Below are 13,584 nucleotides of genomic sequence, written 5' to 3'. Positions count from 1 at the left end.
CCGATGACGACGCCACTCGACCTCGCCGGCCAGGTCGTCGACCTGGTCCGGCGGCTCGCCGGTCCGGCCGCCGAGGCGGAGGTCAGCGCCGAGGACGCGGAGCTGGCGCTGACCCGGTTCGCCAACTCGTTCATCCACCAGAACGTCGCCGAACGAAGCACGACGGTCCGGCTACGGCTGCACCTCGACGGCCGGACCGCCGGCGGGTCGTCCACGGTGGTCGACGGCGACGGGCTGCGCGACCTGGTCGAGCGGACCGTGGCGGCGGCTCGGCACAGCCCGCCCGACCCGGGCTGGCCGGGGCTCACCCCGCCGACCGTGCCCGACTGGGCCGGCAACTGGGACGAGGCCACCGCCGCCGCCTCCGCCGACCAGCGGGCCGAACAGGTCCGCGCGTTCGTCGACGCGACCGGCGGCCTGGAGGCGGCCGGGTACTGCCGGACCGGACGCCGCGAGGCCGCCTTCGCCAACACCGCCGGCCATTCGGTGACCGGCCGCAGCACCGAGGCGGCGATGGAGGGGATCGCCCGCTGCGACGGTGCCGACGGCGCCGCCCGGTCCGGCTCGGTACGGCTCGCCGACTTCTCCGGCGCCGTACTCGGCGCGCGCGCCGCGGTGAAGGCGCGGGCCGGCGTCGCCCCGGTCGAGCTGCCACCCGGGCGGTACGAGGTCGTGTTGGAGCCGACCGCCGTCGCCGACCTGTTGCAGAACCTCGCGATGTACGGCTTCAACGGCAAGACGTACAACGAGCGGCGCTCGTTCGCCGAACCGGGCAGCGCACAGTTCGACCGGGCGGTGACCCTGGTCGACGACCCGCTCTCCGCCCCGGCGCTCCCGTTCGACGCGGAGGGGACGCCCCGGGCTCCGTTCGCGCTGGTCGAGCACGGGGTCACCACCGCGGTCGTGCACGACCGGCGGACCGCCGCCGGGGCCGGGACGACCTCGACGGGTCACGCCGTGCCGGGCGGCACGGTGGCGGGGGCCATCCCCCTACACCTGGGACTCCTGCCGGCCGAATCGCCGAACGGCACGACCCGGGCGAGCGAGGTCTCCGGTCCGGCGCTCGACTCCGACGTGGCCGCCCTGGTGGCCGGGGTACGACGCGGCCTGCTCGTCACGGATTTCTGGTACACCCGGGTGCTGGACCCCAAGAGCCTGGTCGTCACCGGGCTCACCCGCAACGGCGTGTGGCTGGTCGAGAACGGGGAGGTCAGCACCGCCGTGCAGAACCTCCGGTTCACCCAGTCGTACCCGCGGGCGCTCGCCCCGGGTGCGGTCCTCGGGGTGGGGCGGCACGCCGTCCTGCACTCGTGGACCTTCAGCAGCGCCTGGTGGTCGACGCCGGCGCTGCGGCTGGCGTCGTGGAACTTCACCGGCGGCGCGTCCGGCTGACCGGCCCGCCGGTGCTCCAGGGTGGACCGGGCGGGGATGCCGTACTCGACCGGCGGTGCTTGACTGTGTGACGTGACGGACGACCCCACCATCCCGATCCCGGGCGACGCCACCGGACCGGACGCCGAGGCCACCGGACGGGGCGCCGCCGACGCCACCGGCACCACCGGATGGGGCACCGGCGACCCTGCGCCCGGTGCGACCGACGCCACCGGTCTCGGCGCCGGGGACCCCGACGCCGCCCGGAGCGGCGGCCCGGACGGACCAGCGGCGGGCGAGGCCACGGCGGCTTCCGGCGCCGCGGGGGACCGACGCCGAACCGGTTCGGACGGACGCCGCCGACGGCTGATCATCGGCGGCGTCGCGGGCACGGTCGTCCTCGTTCTGCTGGTCTGCGGCGGCCTCGTCGCGCTGGCCGCCGGGGTCGGCCGGATCATCCGGCACTCGGACGACGTCGAGCGGGCCCGGAGCCGGACCGCAACGGCCTGCCGGGACCTGGAGCGACGGCTCAACCGGTTGACCCCGCCGGGTGCGACGTCCGGGCCGCGCCAGCGGGCGACGGCGATCCGGAACGAGAACGTCGCCGTTCGCCCGTTCCTGGCCGAGCTCGAGCAGATGCCCGGGTGGCGAGACGACCGGGACGACACCGAGGACCGGCGGGAGCGCCACGCCGAGCTGTGGCGGCGACTGGTCGACGCCCGGGCCGCCTACGCCGACGCCCTCGACCGGCAGGCGAGCGGCGGCGAGCCGGCGTTCTTCGTCGTGCCCGAGGACCGCCGCGGACGTCCCGTCACCGACCGCCTCGAACGGTGGCCGGCGTCGTGTGCCGCCGCCGCCCGGCGGCTCGCCGCCCCCGACCTGTGACCCGGTGACCCGGGGCAGGCCCGGCGCGACCGCCGTCGAGGCGGGGTCGGAGGGGTCCGGCCTCAAGGGACGGCGGGGCAGGTGACGGCGGTCGGCGCGGTGGTGCAGCGCGGCGGAATCGCCACGTGGAGTGAAGTTCTGCACAACTATGCCCGAATCCGGTGCCGGGACTTTCGTAACCGGCGGGAAACCCGCAACACTCCCTTGCGCAGATGCCCGTCCGTGTGCGGCGTAACGTGTGCACCGACGCGGACGCAGGTAGCGCGGCTGCGGGTCCTCCCCTGCCCGCGCGGCCCCGCCGGAAACACCATCAGTGCCCGTCAGCCAGACCGGGCCCCGTCAGGGAGACATAGATGACTACGAGGACGGCCCCACCTCCGGCCGGACTGCCGGGGAGCGTGCGGCAGCGCGCGGCCATCACGGCAAAAACCCTGCGTACCGACCGTTGGTGGTTCGCTCCGCTGATCACGGTGATTGGACTCGGCGCCTGGGTCACCTACGCCACGGTGCGGGTGTTCATGCACAGGTGGTACTGGGTCGACGACTACCACTACCTGACCCCGTTCTACTCACCGTGCGTCACCGATCGCTGCCTTCCCGAGGCGGCTCACTTCGGTCGGGTCCTGCCCGGCTGGTGGATCATCCCGGACGCCGCGCTGAGCCTGCCGTTGCTGCTGCTCTTCCGGCTGACCTGCTACTACTACCGCAAGGCGTACTACCGGTCGTTCTGGCTGTCGCCGCCGGCCTGTGCCGTGCCCGACGGGCACAAGCGGTACACCGGGGAGACCCGGTTCCCGTTGATCGGCCAGAACCTGCACCGGTACGCGTTCTACGCCGCCGCGATCATCTCGGTGATCAACACCTGGGACGCGATCCTCGCCTTCCACAGCCCGGAGGGCTTCGGCTTCGGGCTCGGCAACGTGATCCTGGTCGGCAACGTGGTGATGCTCTGGGCGTACACCCTCTCCTGCCACTCCTGCCGACACGTCACCGGCGGCCGGTTGAAGCACTTCTCCAAGCACCCGGTGCGGTACCGCTTCTGGACGTTCGTCTCCAAGCTCAACGTCCGGCACATGCAACTCGCCTGGATCACCCTCGGCACCCTCGCGCTGACCGACTTCTACATCATGGCGGTCTCCGCCGAGTGGTTCTCCGACCTGCGGTTCATCAACTAAAGGGCCTCTGACATGACAACCCGAATCGAACGACACCACTACGACGTCGTCGTCATCGGCGCCGGGGGCGCCGGCCTGCGGGCGGCGATCGAGGCCCGGCTCGCCGGGAAGCGGACCGCGATCATCTCCAAGTCGCTGTTCGGCAAGGCGCACACCGTGATGGCCGAGGGCGGCGCCGCCGCCGCGATGGGGAACGTGAACCCCCGGGACAACTGGCAGGTTCACTTCCGCGACACCATGCGCGGCGGCAAGTTCCTCAACAACTACCGGATGGCGGAGCTGCACGCCAAGGAGGCCCCGCAGCGCATCTGGGAGCTGGAGACGTACGGCGCGCTCTTCGACCGGACCAAGGACGGGAAGATCTCGCAGCGCAACTTCGGCGGCCACGAGTACCCGCGGCTGGCGCACGTCGGCGACCGGACCGGCCTGGAACTGATCCGTACCCTCCAGCAGAAGATCGTCTCGCTCCAGCAGGAGGACAAGAAGCAGCACGGCGACTACGAGGCCCGGATCAAGGTCTTCGCCGAGACCACCATCACCGACCTGCTGCTGGACGGCGACCGGATCGCCGGCGCCTTCGGCTACTACCGGGAGTCGGGCGAGTTCGTGCTCTTCGAGGCTCCGGCGGTGGTGCTGGCCACCGGCGGCGTCGGCCGGTCGTACAAGGTCACCTCGAACTCCTGGGAGTACACCGGTGACGGGCACGCGCTGGCGCTGCGTGCCGGCGCGACGCTGATCAACATGGAGTTCCTCCAGTTCCACCCGACCGGCATGGTCTGGCCACCGTCGGTGAAGGGCATCCTGGTGACCGAGTCGGTCCGGGGTGACGGCGGGGTGCTGCGGAACTCCGAGGGCAAGCGGTTCATGTTCGACTACGTCCCCGACGTCTTCCGCAAGCAGTACGCGGAGACCGAGGAGGAGGCGGACCGCTGGTACACCGACCCGGACAACAACCGGCGCCCGCCGGAGCTGCTGCCCCGCGACGAGGTGGCCCGGGCGATCAACGCCGAGGTCAAGGCGGGACGCGGCAGCCCGGCCGGGGGCGTCTACCTGGACGTCGCCAGCCGCCTGTCGGCCGAGGAGATCAAGCGCCGACTGCCGTCGATGTACCACCAGTTCAAGGAGCTGGCCGACGTCGACATCACGAAGCAGCCGATGGAGGTCGGCCCGACCTGCCACTACGTGATGGGCGGCGTCGAGGTGGACCCGGACACCACCGCGGCGGCCGGTCACGTACAGGGGCTCTTCGCCGCCGGCGAGGTCTCCGGCGGGATGCACGGCTCCAACCGGCTCGGCGGCAACTCCCTCTCCGACCTGCTGGTCTTCGGTAAGCGGGCCGGCGAGCACGCGGCGGCGTACGCCGACTCGGTCGGCCGGCGTCCGAAGGTCTCGACGGCCGACGTCGAGGCCGCGGTGGAGCGGGCCCTGGCCCCGCTGGAGCGCAAGGGCGGGGAGAGCCCGTACCGGTTGCAGCAGGATCTCCAGACGGTGATGGGCGACCTGGTCGGCATCATCCGGCGCAGGAGCGAGCTGGAGGATGCGCTGGTCCGGCTCGCCGAGCTGCGCGACCGGGTCAACCGGGTCAGCGTCACCGGCGGCCGGCGCTACAACCCGGGCTGGCACCTCGCCCTGGACCTGCGCAACATGCTGCTCGTCTCGGAGTGCACGGCCCGGGCCGCGCTGGAGCGCGAGGAGTCCCGGGGCGGCCACACCCGGGAGGACTTCCCGACGATGTCGCCGAAGTGGCGCACCGTCAACCTGGTCTGCTCGCTCGACGGCGAGAAGGTACGGCTGGAGCACAAGCCGCTGCCGAAGATGCGCCCGGAGCTGATGATGCTCTTCGACCGGGCCGAGCTGGCCAAGTACCTGACCGATGAGGAGCTGGCGGAGTTCGACGCCCTCACCGCAGAGGCGCACGCTGAGGAGGCGGCCAAGTAATGGGGAACCAGGACGCGCCGGCCAAGGCCGGCACCATCCGGCATTTCCGGATCTGGCGGGGCGATGAGTCCGGTGGCGAGCTGACCGACTACCAGGTGGAGGTCAACGAGGGCGAGGTCGTCCTCGACGTGATCCACCGCCTCCAGGCGACCCAGGCGCCCGACCTGGCCTGCCGCTGGAACTGCAAGGCCGGGAAGTGCGGCTCCTGCTCGATGGAGATCAACGGTATGCCGCGGCTGGGCTGCATGACCCGGATGTCGACCTTCGACGAGAACGAGACCGTGACGATCACCCCGTTGCGGACCTTCCCCATCATCCGCGACCTGGTCACGGACGTCTCGTTCAACTACGAGAAGGCCCGGGAGACCCCGGCATTCGCCCCGCCGCCGGACCTGGCCCCGGGCGAGTACCGGATGCAGCAGGTGGACGTCGAGCGGTCGCAGGAGTTCCGGAAGTGCATCGAGTGCTTCCTGTGCCAGAACACCTGCCACGTGGTCCGGGACCACGAGGAGAACAAGCCGGCCTTCTCCGGCCCGCGGTTCTTCATCCGCGCCGCCGAGCTGGACATGCACCCGCTCGACACCAGGACCGACCGGAAGGAGTACGCCCAGGCGTCCCAGGGCCTCGGCTACTGCAACATCACCAAGTGCTGCACCGAGGTCTGCCCGGAGCACATCAAGATCACCGACAACGCGATCATCCCAATGAAGGAACGCGTGGTCGACCGACGGTACGATCCTCTTGTGTGGTTGGGCAGCAGGATCTTCCGACGTGGCCAGGACGGGGCCGGGCAGAGCCCGCGTGACCCCGACCAGCTGGGCGTGGCGCACTCGCACGCCGGCGCGTCGCACGAGCCGGGGGCCGAGACCGACGCCGAGCGGGGCCTGCACTGGGGGCGGCAGGTGCCGCAGCCCCAGGCGCCCGCGGTCGACTCCCGGGGTCGGCTGCCGATCAGCGAGTTCGCCTTCGACCGTCCGGCGGCGCCCTCACCGTTCGGTGACGACGTGACGTTCCCGATGCCGGCGAAGGACCTCAACTACGCCCACCCGGAACAGCAGGACTGATTCGTCTCGCGGAGTGTGTGGGGGTTGTCAGGCGGTCGCCGGCAACCCCCGCACGCTTTTCAGCTCGTTGTTGAACCCGTTGCCGAACCGCCCGACCGCCAGCGCCGGGTTACGGGCCGAGCCGTCGCCACGTGGCCCGACGCATTCGCGTCACATGGTCGGGGTCACCCCGCCGCGTCGTCCGGCGCACACCCGTCACCCGGCCCGGCTCAACCGCACCGGGCCGCGAGGACGGGGCGCAGGGCCAGCACGATCGGTACGTCTGCCGGCAGCCAGGGGACGCTGTCCAACTCCTCCGCCCGCATCCACCGCAGCTCGGCGTGCTCCAGCGGCTTCGGCTCGTCGTCTCCGACCAGCCGGGCGAGGTACACCCGGAGCACCGACCGCCCGTGGCCCATCGGGACGTCCCCGCCGACCCGATCACCGATCTGCACCCGTACGCCGAGTTCCTCGGCGCACTCCCGGATCAGCGCGGCCTCCTCGGACTCACCGGGCTCGACCTTGCCGCCCGGGAACTCCCAACGGCCAGCCACCTCCGGCGGACCGGACCGGGCGCAGCCCAACACTCGATCACCCGCGATAATTGCCGCGCCCACCACAACCCGAGGCTGGTGCTGATTGCGGTCGGACAATCCCCCATTCGGCGCGGTACGGTCTCTACCGCTCACCCGTTCACTGCGCACGACCATTCAGCGTGCCAGATCAATCAGGAATTCGGGTAGCGCTGAGAGTCCCCACGGTCAAGAGAAGCCGGAGGGGTGGACGTGGACACACCAGCTGCTCAGCGACAGACTAGGGAGCACCGACGAGACACAGGATGGCGACGATTTGGCCACAAGCCGGCAACGACGCCCGGGAGGTAAGGCGATGCGTGCTTTGTGGGGTAGCCGGATGCACCGTGACTACCTCAGCGACGCACTCACCCTACTGGGCGGCTGGACCCGCGAGGGCCAGCAGATCAAACGGACCCTGGTACTCGACGACGCCCAACACGCGGCGCTGACCGAACGAGTGAAGGTCATCGCGGACGCCCTGCACCTGCGCCCCGAGGTCCGCCGGCTCGACGGTCACACCCAGATCAGGATCGGCTCCCGGGACGCCGACGCCCTCACCGAGAACGAGGTCACCCTGGCCGCCCGTATCGAGGACGTCTACCGGGCCGTGACCGACGAGCGGAGCTGACCCCGTCCGGCGCGCACCGCGATCCGCGCGCCGGGCTCGGGGTGGCGGGCCCCACCTAGCCTGGGGATCATGACCAACGTCATTTACGACCGCCAGGAGCAACTCCAGCAGATCCAGAGCGGGTTGCTCGACGGGGAGCAGGTCATCGCCGTGTACGACGCGATCGGCGCCGGGACCGGCTTCATCGGGCTGACCAACCGCCGCGTCATCATCCAGGACAAGTCATTCATCGGGAAGAAGTACGCCATCACCAGCATCCCGTACTCGAAGATCACCAGCGTGAGCGTGGTCAGCAACAAGTCCTGGGGCGGTTCGTTCTTCTCCACCGGCGCCATCGCGATCCACGTCGGCGCCCAGACCTACGAGGTGGAGTTCCGCGGTGAGAAAAAGAGCCACCACGTCCACAACGTGATCCTGCACTACATTTCGTAGCGGATCACATCGCATTTCGTAGCGAGCCACATCGCGCTGCCACGAGTGGACCCGAGGGGCGGGGTGAGACCCGAGTCCACGGGCGGCGGCCCCGACGACCACCGGTGGCCGCGGGCCCGCCGGCCTCCCCTCCGCCCGGCACGAGTCCTGCCCCGGGCGGAGGGCGTGCCTCAACCGTCAGACGTTGAAGCGGAACTCGACCACGTCGCCGTCCTGCATGACGTAGTCCTTGCCCTCGATCCGCACCTTGCCGGCGGCCTTCGCGGCGGCCATCGAGCCGGCCGCCACCAGGTCGTCGAACGAGACGACCTCGGCCTTGATGAAGCCGCGCTGGAAGTCGGAGTGAATCACGCCGGCGGCCTCCGGGGCGGTCGCCCCGATCGGGATGGTCCAGGCCCGGGCCTCCTTCGGCCCCGCCGTCAGGTACGTCTGCAGCCCGAGGGTCCGGAAGCCGACCCGGATCAGCTGGTCGAGGCCGGGCTCGGACTGCCCGATCGACTCCAGCAGCTCCCGTGCCTCCTCCGGCGGGAGGTCGGTCAGCTCCGACTCGATCTTGGCATCCATGAAGATCGCCTCGGCGGGGGCGACCAGCGACCGCAGCTCGTCCAGCAGCTCGGCGTTGGCCAGCTCCGCCTCGTCGACGTTGAAGACGTACAGGAAGGGCTTGGTGGTGAGCAGGTGCAGCTCACGCAGCTCGGCCACGTCGATGCCGGCGTTCGCCGCCCCCGCGTACAGGGTGACCCCGGTGTCGAGCAGTTCGGCCGCCTTCCGCGCGGCGGTGGCGGCCCCGGCCCGGTCCTTGCGGGCCTTCGCCTCCTTCTCCAGTCGGGGCAGCGCCTTCTCGATCGTCTGCAGGTCGGCGAGGATCAGCTCGGTGTTGATCGTCTCGATGTCGTCACGCGGCGACACCTTGCCGTCGACGTGGATCACGTTCGGGTCCGAGAAGACCCGGACGACCTGGCAGATCGCGGCGGCGTCGCGGATGTTCGCCAGGAACGCGTTGCCCCGGCCCTGCCCCTTCGAGGCGCCCCGGACCAGGCCGGCGATGTCGACGAACGACACCGGGGCCGGGACGATCCTCTGAGAGTTGAAGATCTCGGCGAGCTTCGTGAGCCGGTCGTCCGGCAGCCCGACCACCCCGACGTTCGGCTCGATCGTGGCGAACGGGTAGTTCGCCGCGAGGACGTCGTTCTTGGTCAACGCGTTGAACAGCGTGCTCTTGCCGACGTTGGGTAGGCCGACGATCCCGATGGTCAGTGAACTCATGCGAACGCGACTGCTCTCTCTCGTTGCCCCGCGGTCGGTCTCGGCACCGCGCGGCGCGCGGTCGGCCGCCGGCGGTGCCGGCCGGTCGGCCTCCCGCGAGTCTACGAGGTCGCCCCGCCCACCCTCCGTCCGGCAGCGGGGCGACGCCCCACCCCGACCGGACCCTCTCCTCGTCGCGGGCGCGTGGTGCGGCCGGCAGCCGTGGCGGGCCACGCACCTCACCGGGACGCCCACCCCCAGGTCCGATTCCCGCCAGTCGAACCGGCCGGGGACGGGGCACGATCGGAGGCGTGGAGCTGGACTTCGAGCGGTGCTACCGGGCGGTCGACAGTCGCGACGGCCGGTTCGACGGCTGGTTCTACACCGGCGTGCTCAGCACCGGCATCTACTGCCGGCCGTCCTGCCCGGCCGTGACCCCGAAGCGGGAGAACGTCCGGTTCTTCCCGTCGGCCGCCGCCGCCCAGCGCGCCGGCCTGCGCGCCTGCCGGCGATGCCGGCCCGACGTCGCGCCCGGCTCGCCCGAGTGGGACGTCCGGGCCGACGTCGTCGGGCGGGCGATGCGGCTCATCGCGGACGGCGTGGTGGATCGGGAGGGCGTACCCGGGTTGGCCCATCGGCTCGGGTACACCGAACGGCACCTGCACCGGATGCTCGTGGCGGAGGTCGGCGCCGGACCACTCGCCCTGGCCCGGGCGCAGCGGGCACAGACCGCCCGGATCCTCATCGAGACGACCGACCTCGGCCTGGCGGAGATCGCCTTCGCCGCCGGCTTCGGCAGCATACGGCAGTTCAACGACACCATCCGCGAGGTGTACGCGGTCCCGCCGTCCGCGCTGCGCGCACCCGGCCGCCGCCGTGACCGCCGCGGCGGGGCCGGAGGCGACCGGCCGGGGGCGAGGGCCGGGAACGGCACCGCGGGGACGATCAGCCTCCGGCTCGCGTACCGGCCACCGCTGCACGCCGACGCACTGCTCGACTTCCTCGCCCGGCGGGCCATACCCGGGACGGAGGAGGTGAGCGGCGGGACGTACCGGCGGGGCCTGCGCCTGCCACACGGGCCCGCCGAGGTCGCGCTGACCCCGTTGCCCGGACACGTCGCGGCGACGCTCCGCCTCGCCGACGTACGGGATCTGGCCCCGGCGGTGGCCCGGTGTCGCCGGCTGCTGGACCTGGACGCCGATCCGATGGCGGTGGACGCCGTGCTCGGCGCCGATCCCGCGCTCGCCGGGCTGGTGGCGAAGGAGCCCGGGATCCGGGTGCCACGCGCCGTCGACGGCTTCGAACTGGCGGTCCGGGCCGTCGTCGGCCAGCAGGTCTCCGTCGCCGCGGCCCGAAGCACGCTGGCGCGGCTGGTCACCGCCGCGACCGTTCCTGTCGGGCACGACGGTGTCCCCGCGACACACCGGTCATCGGGGGAACAAGCCCATGATCAACGCAGCGCGGGGTGCGCCGTACGGCCGTTCCCGTCCGCGGCGGAGGTGCTGGCGCTGCCGGACGCCGCGTTCGGCATGCCGGCCGCCCGCCGGGAGACGATCCGGGCCGTGGCCCGCGCGGTCGACGCCGGCGCACTCGACCTCGACCCGGGTGCGGATCGGGTGGAACAGCTCGCCCGGTTCGCCGCACTGCCCGGGATCGGTGCCTGGACCGCCGGGTACGTCGCGATCCGCGCCATCGGCGACCCGGACACCTTCCTCCCCACCGACCTCGGGGTACGCCGCGGCGCCGCCACACTCGGCCTCCCCGACCACCCCACGACCCTCGACGCGTACGCCGCCCGGTGGCGGCCCTGGCGTTCGTACGCGGTGATCAGACTCTGGAGAGCACAGTGAGGAGCCTGTACCACGCCACCCTCGGCACCCCGGCCGGGCCGTTGACGATCGTGGCTGATCCCGCCGGTGTGGTGCACGCCGCCGGCTTCACCACCGATGCCGACACGCTGCTCGCACTCGTCCATCCCCGGCTGCGCCGACCGCTGCTCGCCCGGCCCGACCTCGGGCCGGTCACCGCCGCGGTTCGCTCCTACCTGGACGGTGACCTGACGGCGATCGACGAGGTGCCGGTGGTACAGCACACCGACGGCGGCTTCCTGGCCCACGCCTGGGAGACGCTGCGTCAGGTCAAACCGGGCGAGCCCATCACGTACACCGATCTCGCCGCCCTCGCCGGACGGCCGCGCGCGGTCCGGGCCGCCGCGGCGGCCTGTGCCCGCAACGCCGCGGCGCTCTTCGTCCCCTGTCACCGCGTGCTCCGGATCGACGGCAGCCTCGGCGGCTACCGATGGGGGCTGTCGGTCAAGACCTGGCTGCTCGACCACGAACGCCGCGGCTGACCGCAACGCGAGCACGAGCGCCACGGCTGACCCCACAGGCCCCGGCTGACACCACAACGCACCCTGTGGCGACTGCCGCCACCTCCGTGGGCGTTGCGGACCATCCTGGCCGGACTTGGTGGTGTGGGGATCGACGTCAGTTCGCCGTCCAGTGCCGGATCTTGTCGGGATTGAGTATCGCCCAGATCCGCGTGATCCGGTCGCCCGCGACGTGGAACGCGTACACCGCCACGACGACGCCATCGCGCTGGGCGACCAGACCGGGACGTCCGTTGACCGTACGCTCGAGGATCGTCATGTCGACCGTCTTGGCGGTGAGGCCGACGAAGAAGCGCGCGATCCGCTCGGCGCCCACCACGGGTCGGGGACTGGCGCTGACGATCCCGCCGCCGTCGCCGGTCGCCGTGGCGTTCGGGTCAAGCAGGTTGACGAGGGCCTCGATGTCCTTGGCCGCCCAGGCCCGCTTGAACTCCCGGACGATCCCGGCGTGCCAGGCCGTCGGGGCCGCGGAAGCCCGCGCGGCGCGGATGCGGCGCCGGGCCGACGAGGCCAACGTGCGGCAGGCGCCCGGCGTACGGCCGACGATCTCGGCCACCTCGGCGAAGGAGTACCGGAAGACATCGTGCAGGACGAACGCGACGCGTTCGGCCGGAGTCATCGATTCGAGCACGACGAGGAAGGCCATGGTGACCGACTCGTCGAGCGAGACTCGGTCGGCCGGGTCCACGGGGTTGTCACCCGGCCCTCCGCCGAGCCACTCGGTGCGCTCGGGCAGCGGCTCGGGAAGCCACTCGCCCACGTAGCGCTCCCGCCGAACCCGTGCTGAGCCAAGCAGGTCGAGGCAGATGCGGCTGGCCACCCTCGTCAGCCAGGCGCCCGGGTTCTCGATCGCCTCCTGCTGGTGCCGGGGCATGGCGTACCAGCGGGCGTAGGTCTCCTGTACGACGTCCTCGGCCTCGGTGAGTGAGCCGAGGAGTCGGTACGCGAGACCGGTCAGCCGGCGCCGCTCGTCCATGATGCTGCTCAGGTCCGGTTCCGACCGGCCGTGTCCCGGCTCGGGCTGGCTACTCATAGCGTTGTCGGCTCCCTGCACACGTCTGCCCTCACCGATTCGACGAAACACCGGACCAGACCGTGTGGCCGCCGGGCCGCCACACATGTCACCGGGTTGGGTCGTCGAACCATAGCCGGACACACCTTTCCGGCGAACGGGAGCGCTGGCCCTGCCGCCACGCCCCGGCTTGCCGACGAGAGGAAGGGAACCATGAGTCACCTTCGGGACATCGTGGACCGCGTCGAGATCGCGGCACTCCGTGACGAGTTCGCCGACGCGGTGATGATGCGCGATCCCGCCCGCATCGCGTCGCTGTTCACGCCGGACGGCGCGCTGCGGATGCCCAACATTCCGGTCGAGCTGGTCGGTCGCGAGGAGATCCGTGCCGGCGGTGAGCGGTTGCAGGCCCGGTGGAACTTCTTCGTCCAGACGACACACCCGGGGCCGATCCGGCTCGCGGGCGACACCGCGACTGGCCGGGCGTACATCCAGGAGCTCGTCAGCCTTCGCGACGGCAGCTCGCACCTGAACTACGCCATCTACCACGACCGCTACCAGCGCACCCCGGACGGCTGGCGGTTTGCCGAGCGCGTCTACGAGGTCAGGTACCTCGACACCACTCCGCTGGCGGGCTCGGCGCCACCGCCCACCACGACCATCCCCACCTCGACCAGCGAGGAGCCGTCGTGAGCACCCCGATCCCGGCCACACCGTTCGCCCACCCGGCGTCGGCCCGCACCGCCACCTCGTCGCCACCCCGCACGGCGCGAGGCCCTCCGGCCGGCCGGCACCGACGCGGACCCAACCCCCAGCGGGCACGCCACATGGCCAGCCGCCCGGGATACCCCGGGCCGAAGCGACGTCCGAACGCCGCTGGCCAGCACTGTT

General features: G+C 71.6%; 12 protein-coding genes and 2 pseudogenes. 11 read left to right on the top strand and 3 right to left on the bottom strand.

Annotated features, from left to right (window positions below; translation table 11 throughout):
- Positions 1-3: 3 nt before the first annotated feature.
- The 6 genes and pseudogenes from EF879_RS11255 to EF879_RS28795 form a co-directional block, all read left to right on the top strand.
- Positions 4-1,392: a TldD/PmbA family protein gene (locus EF879_RS11255; RefSeq protein WP_123557601.1), complete on the top strand. Its 1,389-nt coding sequence runs from the start codon at positions 4-6 to the stop codon at positions 1,390-1,392.
- A 72-nt stretch (positions 1,393-1,464) separates the two neighbouring features.
- Positions 1,465-2,256 (top strand): hypothetical protein, encoded by a 792-nt coding sequence (locus tag EF879_RS11250; protein WP_123557599.1) that lies wholly within the window; start codon positions 1,465-1,467, stop codon positions 2,254-2,256.
- Positions 2,257-2,609: 353 nt separating this feature from the next.
- Positions 2,610-3,431, top strand: a complete 822-nt coding sequence (locus EF879_RS11245) for a hypothetical protein (RefSeq protein ID WP_123557597.1) — start codon at positions 2,610-2,612, stop codon at positions 3,429-3,431.
- A 12-nt stretch (positions 3,432-3,443) separates the two neighbouring features.
- Positions 3,444-5,369, top strand: a complete 1,926-nt coding sequence (locus tag EF879_RS11240; protein WP_123557595.1) for a fumarate reductase/succinate dehydrogenase flavoprotein subunit — start codon at positions 3,444-3,446, stop codon at positions 5,367-5,369.
- Positions 5,369-6,145: pseudogene (locus EF879_RS11235) on the top strand (succinate dehydrogenase/fumarate reductase iron-sulfur subunit); the annotation flags it as partial. The gene EF879_RS11240 and the pseudogene EF879_RS11235, both read left to right, overlap by 1 nt.
- Before the next feature lie 48 nt (positions 6,146-6,193).
- Positions 6,194-6,433, top strand: a pseudogene (locus tag EF879_RS28795) (succinate dehydrogenase/fumarate reductase iron-sulfur subunit); the annotation flags it as partial.
- A 209-nt stretch (positions 6,434-6,642) separates the two neighbouring features.
- Here the strand turns inward: EF879_RS28795 and EF879_RS11230 are convergent.
- Entirely contained in the window at positions 6,643-7,122 is a 480-nt protein-coding gene (locus EF879_RS11230) for a (deoxy)nucleoside triphosphate pyrophosphohydrolase (RefSeq protein WP_123557591.1), read from the bottom strand.
- Between the two features lie 178 nt (positions 7,123-7,300).
- Between EF879_RS11230 and EF879_RS11225 the strand changes: the two genes are divergently transcribed.
- Both EF879_RS11225 and EF879_RS11220 read left to right on the top strand, forming a co-directional pair.
- A complete protein-coding gene (locus EF879_RS11225; protein ID WP_123557589.1) occupies positions 7,301-7,615 on the top strand; it encodes a 4a-hydroxytetrahydrobiopterin dehydratase in 315 nt (104 codons plus the stop codon).
- A 69-nt stretch (positions 7,616-7,684) separates the two neighbouring features.
- Positions 7,685-8,047, top strand: a complete 363-nt coding sequence (locus EF879_RS11220) for a PH domain-containing protein (protein WP_123557586.1) — start codon at positions 7,685-7,687, stop codon at positions 8,045-8,047.
- Between the two features lie 177 nt (positions 8,048-8,224).
- Here EF879_RS11220 and ychF read toward each other — a convergent pair whose 3' ends face one another.
- Positions 8,225-9,313 (bottom strand): redox-regulated ATPase YchF, encoded by a 1,089-nt coding sequence (gene ychF / locus EF879_RS11215; RefSeq protein ID WP_123557585.1) that lies wholly within the window; start codon positions 9,311-9,313, stop codon positions 8,225-8,227.
- Between the two features lie 290 nt (positions 9,314-9,603).
- On the opposite strand from ychF, the gene EF879_RS11210 reads away from it, so the two are divergent.
- Both EF879_RS11210 and EF879_RS11205 read left to right on the top strand, forming a co-directional pair.
- A complete protein-coding gene (locus EF879_RS11210) occupies positions 9,604-11,142 on the top strand; it encodes an AlkA N-terminal domain-containing protein (RefSeq protein WP_123557583.1) in 1,539 nt (512 codons plus the stop codon).
- Positions 11,139-11,642, top strand: coding sequence for a methylated-DNA--[protein]-cysteine S-methyltransferase (locus EF879_RS11205; protein ID WP_123557581.1), 504 nt, complete (start codon positions 11,139-11,141; stop codon positions 11,640-11,642). Before EF879_RS11210 ends, EF879_RS11205 begins: the two co-directional genes overlap by 4 nt.
- A gap of 136 nt (positions 11,643-11,778) precedes the next feature.
- On the opposite strand, the gene sigJ is transcribed toward EF879_RS11205, so the two are convergent.
- Positions 11,779-12,714 carry an RNA polymerase sigma factor SigJ gene (gene sigJ, locus EF879_RS11200; protein ID WP_123557579.1) on the bottom strand — a complete coding sequence of 312 codons (936 nt, stop codon included), beginning with the start codon at positions 12,712-12,714 and terminating at the stop codon, positions 11,779-11,781.
- Between the two features lie 192 nt (positions 12,715-12,906).
- On the opposite strand from sigJ, the gene EF879_RS11195 reads away from it, so the two are divergent.
- The gene (locus EF879_RS11195; RefSeq protein WP_123557577.1) at positions 12,907-13,386 is read left to right on the top strand and encodes a nuclear transport factor 2 family protein; all 480 of its coding nucleotides are present in this window, start codon (positions 12,907-12,909) and stop codon (positions 13,384-13,386) included.
- The last annotated feature ends 198 nt before the right edge of the window (positions 13,387-13,584 follow it).

Origin of the sequence: Micromonospora sp. HM5-17 (genome assembly GCF_003762835.1) — a bacterium.
Lineage (GTDB): Bacteria > Actinomycetota > Actinomycetes > Mycobacteriales > Micromonosporaceae > Plantactinospora.
This window is presented reverse-complemented; position numbering and strand designations above follow the sequence as displayed.